The sequence below is a fragment of the Flavobacterium sp. K5-23 genome (assembly GCF_023278045.1).
Taxonomy (GTDB): domain Bacteria; phylum Bacteroidota; class Bacteroidia; order Flavobacteriales; family Flavobacteriaceae; genus Flavobacterium.
In genome coordinates, this window is the sequence record NZ_CP056783.1 from 3013188 (window position 1) to 3039597 (window position 26410).

At 31.3% G+C, this 26410-nt stretch carries 16 protein-coding genes; 13 read left to right on the forward strand and 3 right to left on the reverse strand.

Annotation, left to right across the window (positions count from 1 at the left end; translation table 11 throughout):
- Positions 1 to 141: 141 nt before the first annotated feature.
- Positions 142 to 4578 carry a translocation/assembly module TamB domain-containing protein gene (locus tag FLAK523_RS13090; protein WP_248904188.1) on the reverse strand — a complete coding sequence of 1479 codons (4437 nt, stop codon included), beginning with the start codon at positions 4576 to 4578 and terminating at the stop codon, positions 142 to 144.
- Positions 4579 to 4783: 205 nt separating this feature from the next.
- Here FLAK523_RS13090 and tsaD point away from each other — a divergent pair, with 205 nt between their 5' ends.
- From tsaD to FLAK523_RS13155, 13 genes are all read left to right on the forward strand, one after another.
- A complete protein-coding gene (gene tsaD, locus FLAK523_RS13095) occupies positions 4784 to 5806 on the forward strand; it encodes a tRNA (adenosine(37)-N6)-threonylcarbamoyltransferase complex transferase subunit TsaD (protein ID WP_248904190.1) in 1023 nt (340 codons plus the stop codon).
- Positions 5807 to 5809: 3 nt separating this feature from the next.
- A complete protein-coding gene (locus FLAK523_RS13100) occupies positions 5810 to 6517 on the forward strand; it encodes a 16S rRNA (uracil(1498)-N(3))-methyltransferase (RefSeq protein WP_248904198.1) in 708 nt (235 codons plus the stop codon).
- Positions 6518 to 6585: 68 nt separating this feature from the next.
- Positions 6586 to 7224, forward strand: a complete 639-nt coding sequence (locus FLAK523_RS13105; RefSeq protein WP_248904200.1) for a DUF4159 domain-containing protein — start codon at positions 6586 to 6588, stop codon at positions 7222 to 7224.
- 715 nt (positions 7225 to 7939) lie between these two features.
- Complete coding sequence (locus FLAK523_RS13110; RefSeq protein WP_248904202.1) at positions 7940 to 8887, forward strand: zinc metalloprotease; 948 nt, start codon at positions 7940 to 7942, stop codon at positions 8885 to 8887.
- Between the two features lie 157 nt (positions 8888 to 9044).
- A complete protein-coding gene (locus FLAK523_RS13115) occupies positions 9045 to 10001 on the forward strand; it encodes a zinc metalloprotease (RefSeq protein WP_248904204.1) in 957 nt (318 codons plus the stop codon).
- 564 nt (positions 10002 to 10565) lie between these two features.
- Complete coding sequence (locus tag FLAK523_RS13120) at positions 10566 to 11513, forward strand: zinc metalloprotease (protein ID WP_248904206.1); 948 nt, start codon at positions 10566 to 10568, stop codon at positions 11511 to 11513.
- A 732-nt stretch (positions 11514 to 12245) separates the two neighbouring features.
- Entirely contained in the window at positions 12246 to 13193 is a 948-nt protein-coding gene (locus tag FLAK523_RS13125; RefSeq protein ID WP_248904208.1) for a zinc metalloprotease, read from the forward strand.
- A gap of 739 nt (positions 13194 to 13932) precedes the next feature.
- Positions 13933 to 14880, forward strand: coding sequence for a zinc metalloprotease (locus tag FLAK523_RS13130; protein ID WP_248904210.1), 948 nt, complete (start codon positions 13933 to 13935; stop codon positions 14878 to 14880).
- Between the two features lie 741 nt (positions 14881 to 15621).
- Entirely contained in the window at positions 15622 to 15783 is a 162-nt protein-coding gene (locus tag FLAK523_RS13135) for a hypothetical protein (protein ID WP_248904212.1), read from the forward strand.
- Positions 15784 to 16570: 787 nt separating this feature from the next.
- Positions 16571 to 17521 carry a zinc metalloprotease gene (locus tag FLAK523_RS13140; protein WP_248904213.1) on the forward strand — a complete coding sequence of 317 codons (951 nt, stop codon included), beginning with the start codon at positions 16571 to 16573 and terminating at the stop codon, positions 17519 to 17521.
- A gap of 77 nt (positions 17522 to 17598) precedes the next feature.
- Positions 17599 to 18690, forward strand: a complete 1092-nt coding sequence (locus FLAK523_RS13145; protein ID WP_248904215.1) for an AI-2E family transporter — start codon at positions 17599 to 17601, stop codon at positions 18688 to 18690.
- A 2-nt stretch (positions 18691 to 18692) separates the two neighbouring features.
- Positions 18693 to 19874, forward strand: coding sequence for a class I SAM-dependent methyltransferase (locus tag FLAK523_RS13150; RefSeq protein WP_248904217.1), 1182 nt, complete (start codon positions 18693 to 18695; stop codon positions 19872 to 19874).
- A gap of 2 nt (positions 19875 to 19876) precedes the next feature.
- On the forward strand, positions 19877 to 20443 hold the full coding sequence (locus FLAK523_RS13155) for a hypothetical protein (RefSeq protein WP_248904219.1): 567 nt from the start codon (positions 19877 to 19879) through the stop codon (positions 20441 to 20443).
- A gap of 1 nt (position 20444) precedes the next feature.
- Here FLAK523_RS13155 and FLAK523_RS13160 read toward each other — a convergent pair whose 3' ends face one another.
- Positions 20445 to 21107: a M15 family metallopeptidase gene (locus FLAK523_RS13160; protein WP_248904221.1), complete on the reverse strand. Its 663-nt coding sequence runs from the start codon at positions 21105 to 21107 to the stop codon at positions 20445 to 20447.
- A 97-nt stretch (positions 21108 to 21204) separates the two neighbouring features.
- Positions 21205 to 26202 (reverse strand): LamG-like jellyroll fold domain-containing protein, encoded by a 4998-nt coding sequence (locus FLAK523_RS13165; RefSeq protein WP_248904223.1) that lies wholly within the window; start codon positions 26200 to 26202, stop codon positions 21205 to 21207.
- Positions 26203 to 26410 lie beyond the last annotated feature (208 nt).

Consider the following 26410-nt stretch of genomic DNA (forward strand, 5'->3'; position numbering starts at 1 on the left):
TTAACAAAAACAGACTGTCAAATAAATGCCTTTGACTATAACTGTTGAAAAGAAGTAATTTAAATTCGAATGAAAATAAATTTTACACTCCACAAAAGTGTTGCTATTAAAGTTTGATTTAATGTTTTTTTAAACTACTTATTAATATTCCTCAGGAATTAAAGCTTCCTGATTCGTTTTTGGAGCTTCTGTATTTGGTTTTTTGGGTTTGGAAAAATTGATGAAATCAGGTGACAAACGAGAATCTTCTATTTGATCTAATGAATTGTTGATTCTATTTAATTTATTCTTTTTTAAAATCTTATTTACCAATTCCTTGAATGTATCAAAATCAACTTCATACGTAACTCCAAATCCTTGAGTATACCCAATTCCTTGACCTATATAATTTATATCATTCTCCCTATTGAATAAACGCAAATTGAGGCTTCCATCGTCGTTTACCCTGTATTGAAAATCAAAATCCCCCACAACAGCTGATTCATTAATTCCTCCAAGTGGCACCCCTACTTTACCGTTAAAAGTAATTCTTTCATTAATTTTTGATGAAAAAGTAGCAACAAATCTACCGTCAGTTTCCCTTCCAATTCTCCTATCAGCTGAAATAAAGTTAATCCCGAATTGGAATTTATCTCCTTCTGATTTAATAATATCACCTATTAAACCAGTAGCTGTTTCAAATAAACTACCTGACAAATCCGATTGACTTACACCCTCTGGACTTAAAAAACCGCCCGATGATAATAAATACAACGCCTGAGTTTGTCTAACGTCTTTATCATTCAACTTATATTGAATTTCTGATTTCAAAACATTACTTACTGTAGGGAACTCAATATTAAAGTCGGGTTCAGGACTGGCTAAATCTCCACGAATTCCAATAACCACTTCAACTGGCACTTTCCTGTTGAATGAAGGGTTTTCCAATAAAACAGAAGGATTTGCAATAGTTTTATATACCGCCTGTAAGTTTAACACCGCTTTCATAGGGTCTCCAAGCCATTCAATAGAACCTCCTTTTTTTATTGAAAATTTCTTATCAATTAACCCGCCATATTTAAAATTATAAGACCCTTCAAACGCTTGGAAATTCCCCCACATATTGAACTTCCCTAAGGTGTTAATTTTAAACAATAAAACTCCAAAACCTTTACCTTTCATTCCGTGTCCTGTACTTCGGTCCAGGATTACTTCCACTTCGGCATCGTCTGTAATTTCAAGATCAAACTCCAATTCAAGTCCCTTATATTTTGAACTACTCTCAACTATTCCTTTTGAAATATTATATTTTTCTTTGGCAGTCAAAAAATGAATGAAATTATTATCACTTACACTTTCTGAGTCATTAATTGGGATTTTTATAGTCGTTCCTTTTTCAGATTTCGCATCCACTTTTATAAACAATCCATTCGTAGGCCCCTTAATTGTTGCGACACCATCAATAAATGCAGTTCCGTAATAAGCAGCATCCTCTTTGTCTTTAGTGTCTAAAGCAAGTAATCTTTTGGATTTTATAGCCAGATCCAGTTTCCAATCACCAAAATTATTATGTTCGATGACACCGTTCAGAGAGCCTTTTGTCTTGTATTTACCATCAGTAAGGGTATTGTTCCTTAATAAAAACTTATTTTCCACTAAATCAATAATGGACCTGTCACTTAATTCATAATCGACATTTAGATAAGGAATAGTCAATCCAGTATTATCAGCATACAGACGACCATTTATACTAGGTTTTTTAACATTTCCTCCTATAGTTGCATTACCACTTACAAAACCTCTAATATTAGAAAGTACATCTCCTCCTAACGAACTTAAAACCCCTAAATTAAATTTCTCAAATTTCAAACTCAAATCCAGAGCTGCTTCTTTATTTACTATTTTAAAATTACCCTTGGCATTAAAAGATTCAACATTTTCATTTTCGATATAAGAATTAATGGTGAATTTCTCAAAATTCTGGTCCCCCTCAATATCAAATTTAAAAACACCCAAATCAGTATTGTTTATATTCAATTGATCAATAACCAGAGAAGCTGTTGGTTTGTAAATAGCGTCATTTTGCTTAAAATTCACTTCACCGTTAATATTTCCTTTAAACACAAATTTATCGTCAGTAGGTGTGATTTTAAACAAATCCACATCTTTAAAACTCAATTTCAAGTCTTTATTGACATTGTCTTTTATTTTTCCGTTGAGTTTAATAGCCTGATTTTGATGAGATAAAATAATATCATCAAAATTGAAATTTTTAAATGACTTATCAAAAACGATCTGATTGTTTGGCGTGTCTTCTTCATTTAAAAACCATAAATAGTCCTTAAACTTCATTTCTGATTTACTGATACCTACCACATTGTCATTGTCCTTATTAATCGTATGGTACAAGTTTAAATTATAGTAATCTTCTCCCTTTGAACCCCCTTTAAATTCAGATCTAAAAAACAATGTATCTTTAATGGTTACATTGATCAAACTAAAATCACGCAATTTATAATACTTGCTTTTTATACTATCCAGTTCTATGTAAGCATTATAAAGCGGGTTTTTATTGTCGATTGCAATTCTTATGTTATCAAAAGTGTTTTTGGAAGCAACAATTTGAGGGGATTTAAAATTAAGTTTAAACTCCAGATTGTCTGAAATGATATTTCCTTTAACAACAGTATTCGAGCCTATTAATATTTCAGGATAAAAGACTTCTACAATTTTATTGTAAATATTAAAATTAAACTTCAAAAACTGACCTTTGTTTACTTTATTAGGTTTAAAATTAGCATAGAGACTTCCTAGTGAATTCTTCATCAAATCTCCTAACTGATTGAACTGAAACTTACCTACAATTTCTCCTTCTACAATATCAGGTGAGTTTACTTTAATGGTTCGAACACGATCCTGGTCAAAACTTGAATTAATATTAAAATCATTGAAATTATAAGTGTCTTTCCAGTTTTGGTAAGAAGTACTTGTAAAATATACATTTCCCTGCAGGTTATCAATCGTATTTCCGGAAAGTTGGACAATTACATCCCCTTTAAATCTAGAAATAGTGTCTTTTATAAAGTTTAATTTATGTAGATCAGCATTCTCAACATTAATATGGAAATCATAACTACTGTCTTTTTTACTTAAATCCAGTAATCCATCAAAAGTCATTTTTAAATTAGGATCATTAACAGCAATCTGACCTTTATAATGTGGCATTTTAAAAGTACCGTTTACCACTATATTATTATAACTATAGTCGTTATAATCTATTTTTGAAATATCTCCTTTTAAAGCCGTATTTAGATATTTCTCAGTAAATCCTTTACCATCAACATCAATATTCATACTTACTTTACCAAGATCTTTTCTATTCAAAAGAGTTCCTACATCAAAACTTTCTAGAACTACATTCCCAACATACGAAGCCTTATCAATAAAATCGATGCTTTTCATACTTAACACTGATTGAACATTTCCTAAATCAGAAGTTAAGGAGAAATCAGCATCGAGAGTTGATTTACTTACCTGAGAATTCCCTATAATAGTAACCATCCCCAATTTCTTTAACTCAACTGGCAATTTCTTACCTAATACATTTGGCAATATTTTAACCAGATTTTCATAACTGATAGACACTTTCTTAAAATCCCCGTCCATATAAAAATGCTGCTCTTTTTTTCCAAAAAGATTTTTGAAATTTATAGTCCCGTTTATTTGTGATTTTTTAGAATCTACCAATCTAATATTGGAAAATTTCAAATTATTTAAAGTACCGGTTATATGGGTTCTGATATCAAAATTTATATTTCTACCTATCTCTTTATAAAAATGCCTTAAATCATTTGAAGACAAAGTAGCCTTTTCCAATTTTACGTCAAATTTCACTTTGTCATTAAAATTCGAAAAATCTTCAATTTTATAATTTAAATAAACATCCCCTTTAAGCTTAGATTCTTTAGTAGCTAAATCAAGGTTCTCCAATTTTATATTCTTTTTTGTGTAACTAAATTTCGAACTTAAATTAGTAACGTAAATACCGCGATGATCTTTAAAAGACATCTTTTTTATGTTAGTATTTATATCAGGACCATATAACATAAAATCACTTAAAGTAACATTTAGTTTAGTGAAATCGACATCTTTAGGGACTTCCCTATTTTCATCAATTAAAATAAAATGCCCGTTAGTTATATATGCTTTTGAAGCTTTCAATAAAAAATGTTTTCCCGTTGAAGGTTTTCCAGAGTCAAAAGCTTTAATGAACTTATCTATATTAGTCTCGTCCTCGTTTTTGTAGGTTTTAATACTAAACAGCAAACCACTTAAACGAATATCTCTAAAAATTAAATCACCATCTAATATTTTCTTTGCGTCTAAAACATTGGTATTTATAATTTCTGAATATATCAAAGTGTCTTTATGATGATCCAGAATCAAAACTTTCTTGAATTTCACACCGCCAAAAACGGATACAGAAGCTTCATCAATAGATATATTGACTCCAAAATCTTTATTGATGCTTTTTGTAAAATATTGTGCAACTTTTGTTTGAACAAAAGGCAATGACAAAGCAATCCCTAATATTAACAAAAGGAGAATTAAACCAAGGATAAAACGAAAAAATATTTTAATGAATTTTTTGATACTTATTTTATTTTATTTTTTTTCTAAAATCTTATATTGCCTTAGGAAAGAGAGGAACCTTTAATAAAAATTCTTTAATTTTGGCAGCGCCGTAAAATTAAAGAAAATTAAAATCGGTTTGTCAAATATAAATCAAAATTTGTGCCTTTTTATGCAAAATCCAGAGGTTTTTATTCTTGCTATCGAAAGTTCCTGTGACGATACAGCTGCAGCCGTATTACAAAACGACAAAGTACTGTCGAATGTAGTCGCTAATCAGCTCATTCACACGCAATATGGCGGAGTTGTTCCCGAACTTGCTTCACGTGCTCATCAACAAAATATAGTGCCCGTTATTGATGCCGCATTACTTAAAGCAAAGATACAAAAAGAACAATTATCAGCAATCGCTTTTACACAAGGTCCCGGATTAATGGGATCCCTTCTTGTAGGTAGTTCTTTTGCCAAGTCTATGGCTTTAGCTTTAGAAATTCCTTTGATCGCTGTTAACCATATGCATGCTCATATTTTAGCTCATTTTATAGCGGAAGAAGGTTTTGAAAAACCTGACTTTCCCTTTTTAGCTTTAACCATAAGCGGCGGACACACTCAAATTGTTAAAGTGAATGATTTTTTCAATATGACAATCATTGGTGAAACCACAGATGATGCCGTTGGTGAAGCATTTGACAAAAGCGCGAAAATATTAGGTCTTCCTTATCCTGGTGGCCCATTAGTAGATAAATATGCCCAACTGGGAAATCCAAAAGCATTTAAATTTACCAAACCAAAAGTACCAGGTCTTGACTTTAGTTTTTCAGGATTAAAGACCGCTATTTTATATTTTATTCAAAAACAAAAATTAGAAAACCCTAATTTTATTGAAGAGAATCTAAATGATATTTGCGCTTCAATACAATATACAATTATCGAAATTTTAATGGATAAATTAAAATTAGCCGTTAAAGAAACAGGGATAAATCAAGTTGCCATAGGCGGAGGAGTTTCGGCAAATTCAGGAATAAGAAAAACCCTGAAAGAAGCAGAATCTAAATACGGCTGGAAAACATTTATCCCAAAATTTGAATACACCACGGATAATGCTGCAATGATTGGAATTGTAGGTTATCAAAAGTTTTTATCACAAAAATTCGAAACTGCAACAGTGGTTTCAAAAGCACGAATACAATTTTAAGCTATGCAATTATTTTATAATCCAGAAATAAACGAAACTACTGAAAACTTTTCTTTTGATAAAGAAGAAAGCAGACATATCATTAAAGTATTAAGAAAAAAAGATACCGACATATTATTTGTTACCAATGGTTTGGGCTATTTATTCGAAACTGAAATCACTTTGGCTTCTGATAATAAATGTACCGTACGAGTTCTTTCATTCGAAAAGAAAGCTCCCTCAACTTTTCATTTACACCTAGCTGTGGCGCCTACTAAAATGAATGACCGTTACGAATGGTTTTTGGAGAAAGCTACTGAACTTGGAGTACATGAAATCACACCTATTATATGTGACCATTCGGAACGAAAAGCAGTAAATATAGAAAGAATGGATAAAATCATTTTATCAGCTATGAAGCAGTCTAATGAACCCTATCTTCCAAAATTGAATGAAGCGGTTTCTCTAAAGGATTTCTTAAAAAGGAAAAATGATGGATTACAGCTAATTGCTCATTGTGAAGAAACGGACAAGAAAACATTAAAGTCTGTTTTAAAGCCAAATGAAAACATAACATTACTTATAGGGCCTGAAGGAGATTTTTCAGAAAAAGAAATTGCCTTAGCACTTGAAAACGACTATACTGCTGTATCTTTAGGAAACACAAGACTACGAACGGAAACTGCTGCAATAGTCGCTTGTCATAGCGTGGTTTTTGTAAATGAAGTTTAGATAATAAGCATAAAGATTAAAGTTAACAAGCTGTTCCAAATATAGAAAACGAGGTTAAAATTAGATTTATGAAAAAAATATATCACATATTCTTATTGTTCTCTATAGCTTCATTTTCTCAGGAAATAGCATTAGTAAAATATAGTGGCGGTGGTGATTGGTATGCTAATCCCACTGCCTTGACTAATCTGATTAAATTTTGCAATTCTAATATTAATACTACTATAAGCCCAAAGCCTGAAACTGTTGAGCCTGGCAGCCCTGATTTATTTTCCTATCCTTTCGTTCATATGACTGGACACGGTAATGTTGTTTTCAGTGATTCAGAAATTAACAACTTAAAAAAATACCTGAATTCTGGAGGTTTTCTACACATTGATGACAATTACGGAATGGATCAATATATCAGAAAAGAAATAAAGAAAATATTCCCTAATAATGATTTGGTAGAAATCCCTTCTAACCATTCCCTATTTCAAAAACCTTTTCCTTTCCCAAGTGGTTTGCCCAAAATTCACGAGCATGAAGGCAATCGACCACAAGCATTCGGAATCTTCTCAAACAATCGTCTTGTACTACTATATACTTTTGAAAGTGATTTAGGTGACGGATGGGAAAATCAGGAAGTACATAATGACCCAATAGCTGTTCGTGAAAAGGCTTTAAAAATGGGAGCCAACATCATACATTATATCTTCAATAATTAATTTGTTTTTTAATTTCATAGAAAAGCATTTAAAGAATTAGCAAAATCGTCTCCTCTTTTTTACTAATTCTAACTAATACATCATCAAACTTTGATTAATAGAAACATACACAGTTCAATTGTGTCATTATGTTAATTACTTACACTCAATACACCGGAAGTACTACATATTAATATATAAGAAATTCAATTTATTTATAGAATTGCACAATTATATTAGTTTATTATAGTCAACCTTAGATTAATAGGTGTCTAAAGTCTTTTGAGTTTATCCTAAATTCTTTTATAAAAAAAGTTGCTTTTCACTTTAAACTAAAAATATTTGGTCTGAATATTTCATAATTCAAAAAAAACTGCACAAAACAAATCGTGAAAAATTAAAATTCTAAATGAATATTTAAAGCCGTAAATTAATTTGAAAGATTTATCTTCCTAATTTTTATAAATAATAAAAAAATAGTAAATAGAGATGTTAAGAACATAAAGAAGTATATAATAGTATTTTTCTCTAAAAAAAATCTATATTTTATTGGGTTTATAATTTAATAATACCCTTAAAAAAAGTAGTTGTTTAACCCTTTTGAAAGCATAAAAAAAAGGAGGAATAAAAAAAATTACAAAATTTAAAAAAAATATTTTTTTATCTAAAACTTATGTTATAAAATTGCGGCATTATTAAACCAAACCAATATTTTTTAACAAAAACCTTTATTATTATGAAAAAAGTTATTTTATCTGCAATGGCAGTTATGCTCCTTTTCTCTTGTCAAAATGACCAAGCTGACTCTACTGATTTAGCAACAAGTGCAGTTGCACACCGTGGTTGTGCTTCAACTGAAGTACTTGCAGCTCAAATGGCTGCTGACCCAACATTAGCAATCAAAATGAACCAGATTGAAGCGTTTACTCAAAAAGCGATGTTGACTAACCGCTTAGTAAATGGTAAAGTACAAATTCCAGTTGTGGTGAATGTACTTTATAAAACTGCTGCTGAGAACATTTCTCTTGCTCAAATACAATCACAAATTGATGTTTTGAACGAAGATTTCAATGCTACTAATTCTGATTACAATAGCGTACCAGCTTTATTTTCTGGAGTTAAAGCTAATGTAGGCATTTCATTTGTACTACAAGCTGTTGTAAGAAAAGCTACAACCTTAACTTCTTACTCTACAAATAATGCAATGAAAACTGCATCTCAAGGAATTGCCCCTACAACTCCAACTACGGTATTAAATATGTGGTCTTGTAATTTAGGTGGTGGTATTCTTGGATACGCACAATTTCCTGGAGGTGCATCAGCTACTGATGGTGTTGTAATGGACAACAATGCATTTGGACGTACTGGAACTGTTTCGGCTCCTTACAACTTAGGAAGAACTGCAACTCACGAAGTAGGTCACTGGATGAACTTACGTCACATTTGGGGTGATGCTACATGTGGAAGTGATTTAGTTTCTGACACTCCTACTCACAATACTGCAAACTACGGAGTTCCAGCTTATCCTCACTATAGTACTTGTTCAGGTACGCCAGTTGAAATGACAATGAATTATATGGATTACACTGACGATAGAGGAATGTATATGTTTTCTACAGGTCAAAAATCTAAAATGGCTTCTTTATTTGTTTCTGGTGGTGCTAGAGCAAGTTTCGGAATCTAATAAAATATTTTGCCCCACAAAATATAAAACTCGCTACTGGTTAGCGGGTTTTTTTATAATTGAATCTGCCTTATTATATTATAGAGTCATTTAATAATTCAAAAATCAAATCTATATATACAATCAAAATCCTAATATTAATAACTAAAACCATTATATGAAAAAAATTATTTTAACCGCAACAGTATTTCTAATGCTTTTCTCTTGTCAGAATGACACTATTGATTCATCTGAAACAAAAATATCGTCTACTAATTTTGAAAATCGCATATGTGCTTCTCAGGAAGTTCTTGAAGCACAAATGAAAGCAGATCCCACATTAGCTTTAAGAATGAACCAGATTGAAGCTTTTACACAAAATGCAAAGGGGACTAGTCGCTTAGTGAATGGTAAAATTGAGATTCCAGTTGTGGTAAACGTATTATATAGAACCTCTGCTGAAAACATATCTGATGCTCAAATACAGTCGCAAATCGATATATTAAACAAAGATTTTACTGCAACTAATACTGATTTCAACAGTATCCCTTCATTGTTTGCTGGAGTTGCTGCTAATATTGACATTACTTTTGTATTAGAAAGCATCAACAGAAAATCTACTACAAAAACAACTTGGGGAACTACAGATACAATGAAAAAAACAAACCGTGGAGGTTTAGACCCTACTTCGCCAACTACAAAACTTAATTTATGGGTATGCACAATTGGTGGTGGTATCTTAGGTTATGCCCAGTTTCCAGGAGGATCATCTGCTACCGATGGAGTTGTGCTTGATTCAAAAAATGTTGGACTATCTGGATCAGCAAATTTTCCGTATGATATAGGAAGAATTGCAACTCATGAAATTGGACATTGGATGAACTTACGTCACATTTGGGGTGATGCTACTTGTGGAAGTGATTTAGTTTCTGACACTCCTACACACAATGCTGCAAATCAAGGTGTTCCTGCTTATCCTCATTACAGTACTTGTACAGGTACTCCAGTTGAAATGACAATGAACTATATGGACTATACTGAAAACAGAGCTATGTATATGTTCACTAATGGTCAAAAATCTAGAATGACTGCACTGTTTGTTTCAGGTGGAGCTAGAGCAAGTTTTGGAATCTAACAGAATATTTTGATTACATAGTATAAAACCCGTCAATAATTGGCGGGTTTTTTTTATAAAAATAATTCATTCCAATTTTGAAATGCAATATATCTAATATAAATCTATTAATAAAAAACAGATAAATATCAACTTGAATTAGTAATAATTCAATTCAAAAAAAACACAAAATTAACATTAAAAGATGACTGTTAATAAAAAGTTAAAAACAAAGATAAGAATACACTTCATAAATTAGTTTTGTTTAAAAAAAACACTCCGTTTTATTTAAATATTTAATAACCATAATCTTCCAATCCATAATTAAATACTAGGGGCTAAAAAAATTTAAAATAAAAACACAACCACCTGTTTTTTAGATAATTAAGCATACGAAATTTAAAAATAAATTTTCGTTTTTTTATATGCAGAAATGTTATAAAAATCTAACTTTTTTTTCCAAAAAAAAAAATATACAAGAATTAGATTTTCAGTAAAAAATATTTTTTTATTCAAAACTAATGTTATAAAATTGCGGCATTATTAAACCAAACCAATATTCTTTAACAAATAACCTCTATTATTATGAAAAAAGTTCTTTTATCCGCAATGGCAATTATGTTGCTTTTCTCTTGTCAAAATGACCAAGCAGATTCTACAGATTTAGCAACATCAGCAGTTGCTCATCGTGGTTGCGCTTCAACTGAAGTACTTGCCGCTCAAATGGCTGCTGACCCAACATTAGCAATTAGAATGAACCAAATAGAAGAATTTACTCAAAAATCTATGCTGACTAACCGTTTAGTAAATGGTAAGATTGAAATCCCTGTTGTGGTTAATGTATTATACAGAACTGCTGCTGAGAACATTTCTGATGCTCAAATACAATCTCAAATTGATGTATTAAACGAAGACTTCAATGCAACTAATTCTGATTACAATAGCGTACCTGCTTTGTTTTCTGGAGTTAAAGCTAATATTGGAATTACATTCGTATTACAGAATATTGTAAGAAAATCTACAAAAACAGTTTCTTTCTCTACAAACAATGCAATGAAAACAGCATCTAAAGGAATCGCACCTACATCTCCAACTACAGTATTGAATATGTGGTCTTGTAATATGGGTGGTGGTATCCTTGGATATGCTCAATTCCCTGGTGGAGCTGCTGCAACTGATGGTGTTGTTATGGATAACAATGCATTTGGACGTACTGGAACAGTTTCTGGTGTTTACAACTTAGGAAGAACCGCTACTCACGAAGTAGGTCACTGGATGAACTTACGTCACATTTGGGGTGATGCTACTTGTGGAAGTGATTTAGTTTCTGACACTCCTACTCACGATACTGCTAACTATGGTGTTCCTGCTTATCCTCACTACAGTACTTGTACAGGTACTCCAGTTGAAATGACTATGAACTATATGGATTACACTGATGACAGAGGTATGTTTATGTTTACTTCAGGTCAAAAATCAAGAATGGATGCTTTATTTGTTTCAGGTGGAGCTAGATCAGGTTTTGGAATCTAATATCTTCAAACTCTTAATAAAATTAAACTCGCTACTTGTTAGCGAGTTTTTTTTTATTAAAAATTCAATCTTTCAATTTTTCAAATAAAACCCAATTATCCTAAATACAAATAAATATATTCTAATAGGTATAAAAATTATGTCTTAGATTCAATTAACCACCCCCTAAAGGATTTATAGTTTTAGTCCAATAATTATAAAATATAAACCAATTATTATCTCTACTTATAGATAGTTTCCTCCACTTCCCAAATCTAATTTAAAATGTTTCTCCTCTGTTTCTTTAATAAATATATAGAGAATTAATAACTTGGATCAGTCGTGATTCAGAATAATAAAACAACAAAAATCAAGTTAACAAAATGTTAAATACAAAGATAAGAATACACTTCATAAATGTTTTTTTTTTCAAAACAAACTATCCGTTTTAATAAAGAAAACACCATACACATACTCCCTTTTAATTTCAATATAATACGCGATTTAAAAGTACCTAAAATTACACGCAATCAACTGTTTTTCAATAACTTAGCTCCTTTAGACGAATTTAAAATACCATCCTTTTATATGAAAAAAAATGCCGTGAAATTCTACCTTTTTTTTCGAAAATAAAAAAAATAATATAAGAATGATATTTTTATTAAAAAATATTTTTTTATTCAAAACTAATGTTATAAAATTGCAGCATTAATAAACCAAACCCATATTCTATAACAAATAACCTCTATTATTATGAAAAAAGTTCTTTTATCCGCAATGGCAATTATGTTGCTTTTCTCTTGTCAAAATGACCAAGCTGATTCTACTGATTTAGCAACATCTGCAGTTACACATCGTGGTTGTGCTTCAACTGAAGTACTTGCCGCTCAAATGGCTGCTGACCCAACATTAGCAATTAGAATGAACCAAATAGAAGAGTTTACTCAAAAATCTATGTTGACTAACCGTTTAGTAAATGGTAAGATTGAAATCCCTGTTGTGGTTAATGTATTATACAGAACTGCTGCTGAGAACATTTCTGATGCTCAAATACAATCTCAAATTGATGTATTGAACGAAGACTTCAATGCAACTAATTCTGATTACAATAGCGTACCTGCTTTGTTTTCTGGAGTTAAAGCTAATATTGGAATTACATTCGTATTACAGAATATTGTAAGAAAATCTACAAAAACAGTTTCTTTCTCTACAAACAATGCAATGAAAACAGCATCTAAAGGGATCGCACCTACATCTCCAACTACAGTATTGAATATGTGGTCTTGTAATATGGGTGGTGGTATCCTTGGATATGCTCAATTTCCTGGTGGAGCTGCTGCAACTGATGGTGTTGTTATGGATAACAATGCATTTGGACGTACTGGAACAGTTTCTGGTGTTTACAACTTAGGAAGAACCGCTACTCACGAGGTAGGTCACTGGATGAACTTACGTCACATTTGGGGTGATGCTACTTGTGGAAGTGATTTAGTTTCTGACACTCCTACTCACGATACTGCTAACTATGGTGTTCCTGCTTATCCTCACTACAGTACTTGTACAGGTACTCCAGTTGAAATGACAATGAACTATATGGATTACACTGATGACAGAGGTATGTTTATGTTTACTTCAGGTCAAAAATCAAGAATGGATGCTTTATTTGTTTCAGGTGGAGCTAGATCAGGATTTGGTATCTAATATCATTATACTCTTATAAATTTAAACTCGCTACTTGTTAGCGAGTTTTTTTTTGAATAAAAAATCAATCTTTCAATTTTTGAAATACAACCCAATTATCCTAAATAGATATATTCTAATAGATATAAAAATTTAAGTCGTTTAAATAACCTCAATTGACTTTATACATTTATTTGCATTATTATTAACGTTAAATTTTAAAATAATAATAATATATTTTTTTCTGCTTAAGAATCCTTTGCGCCCATCTCTTAATCAAACTTTAAAATATTTATTCTCTATTTTTTTTTAATAAAAAAATAGAATTATTGACTTGGATTTACAATGATTCACAATAAAGAAAAGGCAAAAACACCTTTAAAAAATTACTGTTAATAAAAAGTTAAATACAAACATAAGAATACACTTCATAAATTATTTTTAGTTAAAAAATACAGCGTATTATTAAAGCATTTGCCAATCATATTTAGACTATCTATTTCAAGAAACAAGCGAGTTTAAAAAATAAAAACTAACTACTTGAAATCAAGCTGGTTACAAATCAGTTTTGAACATAAACAACATCCTTTTTATTTGTAAAAAAAAGTTGTAAAAACCCAACTCCTTTTTTTCTAAAATAAAAATAAAAGCATAAGAATTAGATTTTCAATAAAATAAATTTTTTTATTCAAAACTAATGTTATAAAATTGCGTCATTATTAAACCAAACCAAAATTTTATAACAAAACCCTTTATTATTATGAAAAAAATTCTTTTATCCGCAATGGCAGTTATGTTCCTTTTCTCTTGCCAAAATGACCAAGCTGATTCTACTGATTTAGCAACATCTGCAGTTGCACATCGTGGTTGTGCTTCAACTGAAGTACTTGCTGCTCAAATGGCTGCTGACCCAACATTAGCAATTAGAATGAACCAAATCGAAGCGTTTACTCAAAAATCTATGTTGACTAACCGTTTGGTGAATGGTAAAATTGAAATCCCTGTTGTGGTTAATGTATTATACAGAACTGCTGCTGAGAACATTTCGGATGCTCAAATACAATCTCAAATTGATGTATTGAACGAAGATTTCAATGCAACTAACTCTGATTACAATAGCGTACCAGCTTTGTTTTCTGGTGTTAAAGCTAATATTGGAATCACTTTCGTATTACAGAATATTGTAAGAAAGTCAACAAAAACAACTTCATGGTCAACTAACGATGCTATGAAATCTTCAAGAAAAGGAATCGCTCCTACATCTCCAACTACAGTATTGAATATGTGGTCTTGTAATATGGGTGGTGGTATCCTTGGATATGCTCAATTTCCTGGTGGATCTGCTGCTACTGATGGTGTCGTTATGGACAACAATGCATTTGGACGTACTGGAACAGTTTCTGGTGTTTACAACTTAGGAAGAACTGCAACTCACGAAGTAGGTCACTGGATGAACTTACGTCACATTTGGGGTGATGCAACTTGTGGAAGTGATTTAGTTTCTGACACTCCTACTCACGATACTGCTAACTACGGTGTTCCTGCTTATCCTCACTACAGTACTTGTACAGGTACTCCAGTTGAAATGACTATGAACTATATGGATTACACTGATGACAGAGGTATGTTCATGTTTACTTCAGGTCAAAAATCAAGAATGGATGCTTTATTTGTTTCAGGTGGAGCTAGATCAGGATTTGGTATCTAATATCATTATACTCTTATAAATTTAAACTCGCTACTTGTTAGCGAGTTTTTTTTTGAATAAAAAATCATAAAAAAATGTTACCCACTTTATAATATTGGTAATAATCTAATTTTATGTTAAGTCAATAACCAACATCAAATTATAACCTCATATTTAAAGCAACAAATCTGAAAAACAGTATTTTACACCTATTAAACTTACCGCTATTTTTAAAAAAAATAACCGCAATAGCAATTATATTACTTTTTTTCTTGACAAAATGACGAGATTGAATCAATTACTACAGCTTCAAACTCAACAAAACTTCATAGTTGTGCAACACAAGAAGTACTAGCTGCTCAAATGAATACCGATCCAACTTTAGCAATTAGAATGAATTAGATTGAAGCCTTTATCCAAAAAACGATAACAACAATTCGTTTGGTTAGTGGCAAGATTTAAATCCCAGTAGTAGTAAATATTTTATACAGAACTGGCCCTAAAAGCATCTCTGATACTCAAATCCAATCACAAATTGACGTATTAAATGAGAGTTTTAACGCTGCTAACTAAGATTATTACGATGTCCTATCCTTATTTTCGGAAATTAAATCGAATATAGGCATCCCATTTGTACTGCTAAATGTGGTAAGAAAGTCAATAAAAAAAATTTATGGTCAACTAACAATGCTATGAAATCTTCAAGAAAAGGAATCGCTCTTACCTCACCTAGTACAGCATTGAATATTATGGTCTTGCAATATGGGTGGTAGTATTCAAGGGTATGCTCAATTTCCAGGCAGTGCTGCCGCGACTAATGGAATTGTAATTGACAACTATGCTTTTGGCCGGACGGGAACAGTTTCCGGTGTTTACGATTTAGAAAGAACAGCAACTCACGAAGTCGGTCAGTGGGTGAATTAACGTCATGTTTAGGGCGATTCAATCTACGGAAATGATTTAGTTTCTAACACTCCTACTCACAATACAGCTAACTACGGAGTTTCTACATATCCACACTACAGTACTTGCACAGGTACCCCAATTGAAATGACTATAAATTATATCGTTTACACTGATGACAGAGGGATGTATATGCTTACTACAGGTCAAAAAATCAAGAATGGATGCTTTATTTGTTTCAGGTGGAGCAAGATCTACTTTTGGAATTTAATCTTTTCGCTTACATAATACAAAAAGCAACACTTTATTAGAGCCCTGTATGATTCATTACTTCTTAATAATAAAGTATGAACTTAATCATAGAAAAATTTATAATGGGGAATAATCGAAATAAGCGTCATTATTTCTTAATATTTTTCTGTCATTTAAAAAAAATATTTATTTATTTTATTCCTAAAGGACATTAGTAACAAAACATCTTTAATTCAAAAAAAATCTTCCAATTCTCGTAACACAATTTTTCAATCATTTATAGTAAATATTTTCATAAATTAAAAACAATCAAATTAATGATTATCAATACCTTAAACAAAAACAACAAACACAACTCCCTCTTGTTTTTTTGACCAAAAACAACTGCTTTAATCGTCAAAAATTTAATTATCAATTTTAAACTAATTTCTATGAGATTTAATGCATTATTAGCAAATAATTTCGATTTTTTTTACTGATTATTTTTATTTTTGAATAAAATATTATAGAATTGCAGTATTACTAACCAAAACCAATTTTTTATAACAAAAGTATTATGAAAAAAATTATTTTATCCGCCGTAGCATTAATGATGCTATTTTCTTGTCAAAACGAACAGACAGAATCTACAGATTTATCAACAAGTGCAATTGCACACCGTGGATGTGCTTCACAAGAAGTACTGGAAGCGCAATTAGTAGCTGACCCAACATTGGCTATTAGAATGAACCAAATTGAAGCTTTCACACAAAAAGCGATGTTAACAGGTCGTTTAGTTAACGGTAAAGTTGAAATCCCAGTAGTAGTGAATGTATTGTACAAAACATCTGCAGAAAACATTTCAGATGCTCAAATTCAATCACAAATTGATGTCTTAAACGACGATTTTAATGGTGCTAACTCTGATTACAATAATGTTCCCGCATTATTCTCTGGAGATAAAGCAAATGTTGGAATCACTTTTGTTTTAGAAACAGTTAATAGAAAATCAACTAAAAAATCTTCTTGGGGAACCAGAGATACTATGAAAAATGGTAAAAGAGGTGGTATTGATGCAACTTCACCAGACACAAAATTGAATATGTGGGTTTGTACAATTGGAGGAGGAATCCTAGGTTACGCACAATTTCCTGGAGGAAAAAGTTCAACAGATGGTGTTGCAATTGACTCTAAATACTTTGGTTTATCAGGATCAGCAAATGCTCCTTACAATTTAGGAAGAACTGCTACTCACGAAGTAGGTCACTGGATGAACTTACGTCACATCTGGGGAGATTCAACTTGTGGAAGTGATTTAGTTTCTGACACTCCTACTCACAATACTGCAAACTATGGTGTTCCTGCATACCCTCATTATAGCACTTGTACTGGTACACCAGTAGAAATGACTATGAATTATATGGATTATACTGATGATCCAGGTATGTATATGTTTACAAATGGTCAAAAATCAAGAATGGATGCTTTATTTGTTTCAGGTGGAGCTAGATCAGGTTTCGGAATCTAATTAATTCCTAATTTAAGATAATAAAACCCGCTATTTACTAGCGGGTTTTTTTATCTTTATAACCAAAATAAAAATTAATGATTACATCAAAGGTTATATCTAAAGGGATTTTAAGAGCAATTGGAACAATTATATTAGTGTGCCTAGTACTCTTTTTTATATATAAAATTAAAATAGTCATCCTTTATTTATGTATCTCATTAATACCCTGCCTAATAGCTAATCCGTTATTACAATTTTTAAAAACAAAATTAAAATTCAAAAATACATTTGCAACCATAACTACGTTGTTTACCTTTATTTTATTATTAATTGGTTTTACCCTTCTTTTTGTTCCTCTTATCATTTCTCAGGCAGAAAATTTATCCCTTTTAGACACTAATGTCCTTAAAAATCAACTTGAGGTATTAGAGTCTAATTTAGAAGTCTATTTAAAATTATATAATATTGATTTAGTAGGAATCATTCAAAATTTTAATCTATCGTCCAACTTAGATTTTAATTTATTCACTAATTTCATCAATACTGTTTTGGATTTATTAGCCGGTTTTGGATTGGGATTAGTTTCTGTTTTTTTTATTACGTACTTCTTTTTAAAAGAACAAATTAATTTTAAAGAGAATATTAAAAAAATCCTTCCTGATAATAATGAAGAAAAAATCTTAAACTCTATCGAGAAAATAAATTATTTACTTACACGATATTTTATTGGATTATTAGTTCAGTTGTCAGTTGTTTTTATACTGTATTATATTGTTTTAGTGATCTTTGGAGGAGAAAATGCATTTATAATTGCTTTTTTGTGTGCCTTGTTAAATATTATACCCTATATAGGTCCTATTATTGGAACTGTTCTTGCAGGAATTCTCACAATGATTAGCACTATAGGAATGGATTTTAAAACTGAAATGCTACCATCTACAATATATGTAGTATTTGGTTTCTTAGTAGTTCAGGCAATTGACAATAATATTAGTCAACCAATCATTTTTTCAAAAAGCGTAAAATCACATCCTTTAGAAATATTTCTGATTATTTTGATAAGCGGAATTACTTTTGGTATTTTTGGAATGGTAATAGCCGTCCCTCTTTTTACTATTATTAAAGTTATTGCCAAAGAGTTTTTACCTAACAACAAAATTGTTTCTATTTTAACCAAAAAATTATAGCCTTGATTCATCCTATTTTAGATGCTGAAATTCAGGAATTTATTCAAAAAAATTTAGGAATAGCAATTTCAAAATTAGCATTACAAAAAAATCCTTTTCCAACAGTTGAATGGATTTCGATATTAAACCAAATTGAAGCAAAAGAAAAAGCAAAAGAAAAACTCCCTGTCTGGTTTAATAGTTCGAATATTATTTATCCTAGTAAAATTTCCATTGAGCAAACTTCATCCGAAAGGACAGCTTCTTACAAATCCACAATCGTTTCCGGGGATAGCTTAATTGATCTGACTGGAGGATTTGGGGTAGATGATTATTATTTCTCTAAAAAAATAAAAAGAGTTGCGCATTGCGAAATCAATGTTGAACTTTCAAATATTGTAGCGCATAATTTCGAACAACTTGGCGTAAAAAACATTACTTGCTATGCCGATGACAGCTTAACGACTTTAACTTCATTAAACACAAAATGGGACTGGATTTATATTGACCCGTCCAGACGTAATGATGCCAAAGGGAAGGTTTTTATGCTTAAAGATTGTTTACCTAATGTTCCCGACAATCTTGATTTTTATTTTAAACATTCAGATGCCATATTAATAAAAACAGCTCCGTTACTTGATTTAACTGCGGGTCTGTCTGAATTAAAACAGGTGAAAACAATTCATATTGTAGCACTGGAAAATGAAGTAAAAGAATTATTATGGGAATTACATAAAGACTTTAAAGGAGACACAACCATAAAAACCGTAAATATCTTAAAAGATAAAACAGAGACTTTTGATTTTATCTTAAATGGACAAACGGAAATTCCAAGTTATGGTTTGCCACAAAAGTTTTTGTACGAACCTAACAGTGCCATCATGAAATCAGGAGGTTTTGAAGAAGTAAGCAACTACTACAAGCTTAATAAGCTCCACAAACATTCCCACTTATACACTTCTTCTACTCTTATTCCCTTTCCAGGAAGAGTTTTTGAGATTGAAAATTCATTCCCATATAACAAAACGGAAATGAAAAACCAGTTGGAAAATAAAAAAGCAAACATAACCACACGTAATTTTCCCGATACTGTGGAAAGCATTCGAAAAAAATGGAAAATAAAAGAAGGCGGAAATGTATATTGTTTCTTTACAACTGATGAAAATAATAATAAAATAGTTTTAATTTGCACCAAAATAAAATAAATATGAAACACCTAATTATAACAGCACTTTTATTCATAACGACTAATTTAATAGCACAAAATAAATGTGAATACAGCACGAATGTAAGTGATTCCATTGGATCCTATAAATCCACAATTGAATATATGATTTCCGAGAAAAATTTTGGAGGGAATACCAGTTATATATTTTATTCGTTAGTTTCAACAGACGGAATGCCTACATTAAATGTGCAACTTATTCAAAAGAGTAAAGAATTCATGAAAGCAAATTGCTTTGATAAAAACTCTAAATTATTTTTACAGTTAAATAATGGTAAAATAATCACTCTGTTGCATATTGATCAGGAAAGTTGTGGAAGTCTTATAAGAGATGACAAAGGTTTTGACAACAGGTTTTTATCTGGAAGCTTTATGTTTATGAAAGATAGTTTTGAAGAATTAAAAAACTCTCCTGTTTCTATGATGAGAATTAAATACTTGACGGATACGGAAGATCATATTATTAAAAAAGAATTCCTATCAGAACTAAACAATCAAATATACAAACCTGAAAATTATTTTATCGATAACTTACATTGTATCGAATAAACTAATCACAATCCCATTTGGCATTAGAAACTTTGTCTTTTAATGCCGATTGTAGATTATAATGCCACCACTCAGAATCAAATGAATTGAAATCATACCTCTTCATTATATTTTTAAGTAATATTCTGTTCTTTTTAACCTCCTCAGTAAGGTTTAAATATCCATGACTGGCTTCTATACCAAAAAAGTCAAAAGGAGTCCCCATATCAAGCTCTTTACCCTCTCTATCGACTAAGGTAATATCAACCGCTCCTCCTCTATTATGAATTGACCCTTTACTTGGATTAGCAACATACTCAGGATTAGGAACTATATTCCACATTTTTTTTTGAATATCCAAAGGTCTGTAACAATCATATAATTTTATTTTATAGCCTTTATCCATAAAATTTTTATTGGCTTCAATCAATGCATTAACAGTTTTCAACCTCAAATAACATTCTGCGCAATCATACACCTTGGCATTTAAAAAATTATCTGTTGTAGCATATTTCATATCGTAAACAAAATCAGCACTATAATCTTTAAGATTTACAAATGTAGTATCGGAAACAACAGTATGATTTGTATTTTCAATTAATGACACTAATGGTACTTGTGCTTTACATGAAAAACAAACAATGAAAGAAACGAATACTAAAAAAGGCTTGAAGTGATTTCTCATAATACTATTTTTTATAAAATTAGGATAATAGAAAGGATTTAAAACAAAAAGTGACACTATTTCTAGTGTCACTTTTATAAAAATTTGAAAAGTGTAATTATTTCTTAATTACTTTTTTACTCACCACATTGGTATCAGTAACTATTTTGACAATATAAAGTCCTTTTTGAACATTGAAAGGAATTTTTATAGAATTAGTGTCTTTTGTGTTATCTACAGCAATAAGACGCTGCCCTAAAACATTATAAATTGAAACTTCTTTAATATTCTCTTTGGAATTATTAACGATATTCAATATGTTTTGTGAATCTAAATTATAGACCATAATCGATGTCTCAGGTAATCCATTACCATAAGCTGTACCTTGATTTTCTATTTTAAATGCTAATTCGAATCGTGAATTATAGTCCCCGGATTCTAAATTAAAATCAACAGCCTGTTTTGTTATATTATAAAAAACAGAAGCAGTTTTATCATGTATATATATGTTAACATTCGAAGGTAAAAATTCAACATCGTCAACCATAAATTGAACTGTACCTTTTGTATCCATTTTAACTCCCAAAGGATAGGTTTTTGATGCATCAAATGCTCCTACACCTTGTATAGAATATTCTAAATCATTTATTAAAAAATAAGCATCATTATCTTGAGTGTCTAATTGATAACCATCATAACCCGCATCAACTCCGTCAGTAGCTTCTTCATTCATAAAACCTATTAATAATTGTCTGTGCAATTTATTGGTAGCATTAAAACCTAGTCTAATTTTAGTATTATAATTATTATAAACTATATCATTACTATTGTCACTGAAATGGTCTTTATTCTTGTTTGCGGTGCTCTTATACATCGTATTAGATATTGAAACCGGAATATCGTCCACACCATCTTCTTTCACAAAAGAACGTTGATTATTATTGAAAATTATTGCATTAGAACCAGCACCAAATTCATATCCATTAACAAAAAAAGCTTGCCCTACAGGAATAAATTGATTAGGAATTTTGCTGCTATCCCCTTCTCCACTAATGCCAATTGGGGCTAATGGGGGTGTACCTCCTGTTAAAGTCAACTCGGCATATCCGCCAGTGTACCCAGCAAGATAATGAGTGTCATTAGCAGACGAATGTTCCCAGAAATAAAGCGTTCCATCTATGATATCAATTGTATTATTTCCGCCTTCGGCTATAGAAACATTATCTCTAATAAATTGAAAGGCATCTAAAGCTGATGGATAAGGATTTCCAACTAAAAATAAGTCGTCTGGCAGAACTGAATTACCATTAATTAGTCCATTATATGGTTTCCCAATAAAAGTGTAATTTTGAGTAATTGTATTACCTATATCAACTGCTCCAGCACCTTTTAGAGTAAATCCTTGAGCAGGATTAATTAGTGAGTTTTCATTAATAGGATCCCAATTAGCATAAGAAAAACCATTTTTAAATATATACAACCAATACCTAGCAAGACTTAATGGAGATTGACTCCCGTCATAGCCCGAAACCCAATTTATATTTTCAGGAACTCCTATTGTTGTACCATCTTTAAAAACTCCCGCAACTGTATAAACATTATTATTTGTAGTAGCGTTTATAGGTCCTACAGGGGAAGACCAGTAATTATAATTAAATCGATTAGAAGTTCCTTGCTGATCTCTTTTTATGAATCCAATACTTAAAGGATCTAAATCACTATTAAGCGTTTGTACTAACTGGGATCGACCTGTCAAATCAATTAACCCATCCAATCTTAAATAATTAGACACTTGAATTTTTGTATTATTATTTGCCGATAGCGTTTTATAGATCGTTGCATCAGTTCCCTCAATAAACAATCCTAAAACAGTTTTGTTCCCTACTGATGTTACATTATGATTAATTTTAACGATGTTACCATTTATAAGATAATTAAAAGTCACTGGTGATCCATTTACATCTTTGGTGTAAGTTACTAAAGAACTGGAGTTTGGAATAGTTTGTATATCCCCGTTTTTCCACATTCCTGAATTAGTACCATTCCATTCACCATTAGCAACAGTTTCATATGGCAACGGTGCAGTTTGAATTCCCGTAATGTTCTTGATTTTATTTAAATATTTAATCCTTAAAAAATTACGATCACCTGTTAATCCTTCTACAGTAGTGCCGTAAAAGGCATTAAAATCATAGTACGCCACTAATTCACTCCAAAGAGTCGCTTTAAACTCATTGCTAGGGCTGTTTTGTGGCAATATTTTACCCTTGGTATTACCATCACTATGTTTCTCAATTTCCTGATTCATCAAATAATTAATTTGATTAGAAGTTAAAGCCATATTCCAAATATGGATTTCGTCAATCTCTCCATAAAACGGAGTGTTTATGACACCTTTTTTCGCATATAGAGCTCCCACTGAATACCTAGAATAATTAGGTGATGGATTTGTAAGGTCAAAAGTAGATGAATCTAATATACCATCAATGTAAAGATCAGCACTACCTTCATAATACACCGCAACAACGTTGTGCCATAAACCGTCATTTATTACCGTTCTTGAAACAAATTTTGAAACGCCATCCCATAAAGCTTCAATTTTTTTGTCGCTATTTAATCGAAATTCTAAATTAACACCTTTAGCCATTATTGTTTTATTAGCAACTACAGCAACATTGTTTTTTAACCAACAACCAATAGTAAAAGAACCACTATTTAAATTTAAGGCATATTCACCAACTAAAAAATCGCCAGCAGCGTTAATATTTATAGCCTCTTTTGGAGTTGCTTTAAGAGCTTTCCCAAAAGTAAAATACTTTGTTCCGTCGAAATCATACCAAGTTTCATACGTTTGACTCCCTTCTTTATTTAAAATTGGATTTCCAAGTGCATCTATCTTAATTTTTAATGGAATTATATCAATGATATCAGCATCGTTAAAATTATCATTGTCACTTACAATTAAAGCATACTCTTCATTAACATCTTTTGTAAATGTACTAAAAGCAGTTACAGGGATACCAACAAATACATTTTCAACATCTACATCTACATCAGTTTTAGTTTCTACAATTTTCCATTTCTTGTTTATTCTAGTTGTCACCGTAGTTAGTCCCGTAGATATTATTATTGTATTAGAACCAGCTTCAATAAAAGTACCATTATCAGATCCCCAAACTAAAAAATCGCGATCTTTTTTAAATTCATTTATGTTGGCATTATTAGTTGTTGCAATAACTCCTAAACCAATGGTTACTGCATTAGGATCATTACTGCTTTTAGACTGTTTTTGATTTAAATCAGAACCTATATCCTTACCAATTCCTGCAATATTAAAATTATAGCCTGTATTAGCTCCGCTTTCCCAAATGATTTTTCCTCCAGAATCAATATAATTTGTACTGGTTCCGTTTAGCCCTAAAGTTATACCGTATTTTATGGCAAGATAAGTTTCAATCTTTGGGCGATTCTCAGGAAGTACACGAGAAGCATATGAAATTAACTCCGCCACTCTACCGTTAAGATTTCCATAGGTGGTACCGCTATTTATGTTTTTTCCAATATTATAAGGGGTCCCTTTAAAAATATTTGGCGTTATACTTGTATCAGTGTAGCCCAAATTAGAAAAGGGTTCACTTGAACTTGTCAAAGGCGTTACAATTTCATTTGCATTAAACAATAATTCGACACCTTCAGAAACAGTAGTTTTATTCCTAGTATTGATAATACCTGCTTTTGAATAATTCCCAGTTGCATCCCCTATACTAAAATAAGGGGTTGTTGTAGTGGTTTGCCATTGATTAAACCACAGTCTTTCACCCGTTAAACGATTTGAAAAATCTCCAAATCCAATTCCTGAATGTTCTCCAGAAATTATAGGATAAGATGGATTTGCAGCAGAAGTTCCTGAAATGATAGTCATTGGAGATGTTGAACCATCAATAGTTACATCAGGCTCCATAACAATAAACGTTTCATGTGTATAATACCCATTATCAATGTTATACATAAATTGATTAAGTGTTGTTCCATTATTTTGAAACTTTACCACAGGGTTATAATTTATGTTACCACTTGTTGCATCAATATATGTAGGTTGCTTTACAGCTTCAATTTGCGTAGCATCTTTACCTGTTGAACCCAAATCTCTCCAAAGACGCACGGAATTAGTTCCAGTAGTTAAATTTACTCCTCTTGTAGACTTGAGCCATAGTCTAAAATCCGGATTTCCCCCTCCAGGACCAGTTATTGTTGGATCATACACTTCACCACTTACTACAAAGGTATACGGGTCTTTGGTCAAGTCATTATTGGGAATTGAAATTAATGCCGACTTTAAACCAGGACCAAGAGATTGTGGATAAAACAAAACGACAAAATATGATGCTCCTCCTACAGGAATTATGTTAGAAGCAGCAGTACCAGGAGCAGAAGGATACGGCGTCGGATTTATATATATTGAAAAATCAGGAGATACTCCTCCAGAAGTTCCAGTTGCAGGGTCGTATATCAAACTTGTTATACCTTGAAGCACTAAGGGACATGTACCAGTATTTACAATTACATAATTTCTTGTAGCCGTCGCACCAGCAGTAACAGATCCAAATAACGTTCCTGTTGCTGATGTAGGAATGATTTGCCCATTTGGAAGGGGCTGTGTTGGGGTACCACCTAGAACAGAAATTAATGGTTTATTTGTAAAAGTAATATTAAATGTAAAAGAAGGGTAATTTTTAGCATTGGAATGCACAGTAACAATGGTAGTCTGTGCAGAACTATTACAAGTAAAATTATTTTTTCTTAATCTAAAAACACTGACTTCACCTTTCTTAATATTAAAATCCGAAGGTCGAGATGACACTACAAAGTTGGTGTTATTTAAGGTAACTTCAGGATTTGACAATACCAATGAAGGGTTTCCGTTACCATCAGGAACGTTAATAATCGAAAATTCGATTTCCGTAGAAGAACCAAAATTCACTGTTCCATTAAAGGGAATATTAAGAGCAGGGCTACCATATCTTACAAAGATTTGTTGATTCGATTGAGAAAAAGCAACAAAAGACAAAAAAAGACTGAAGGCAAGCAATAGATTATTTGAGTATTTTTTTTTCAATGTGGTATTTTTTTAATTTATAACTAACCTATTATTTGCGTTAAAACTACAATAAAATCCCATATTATATCGTTTAAAATCAATATTCAACGATAATCTACACATATGATATCATGTGTTAGAAATTTCTCATAAACAATAGTCTCTGTGGAAATACAAATCGTAAAAAATCCCTGATTAATTACAATTATCTTTTACTTACCCTTAG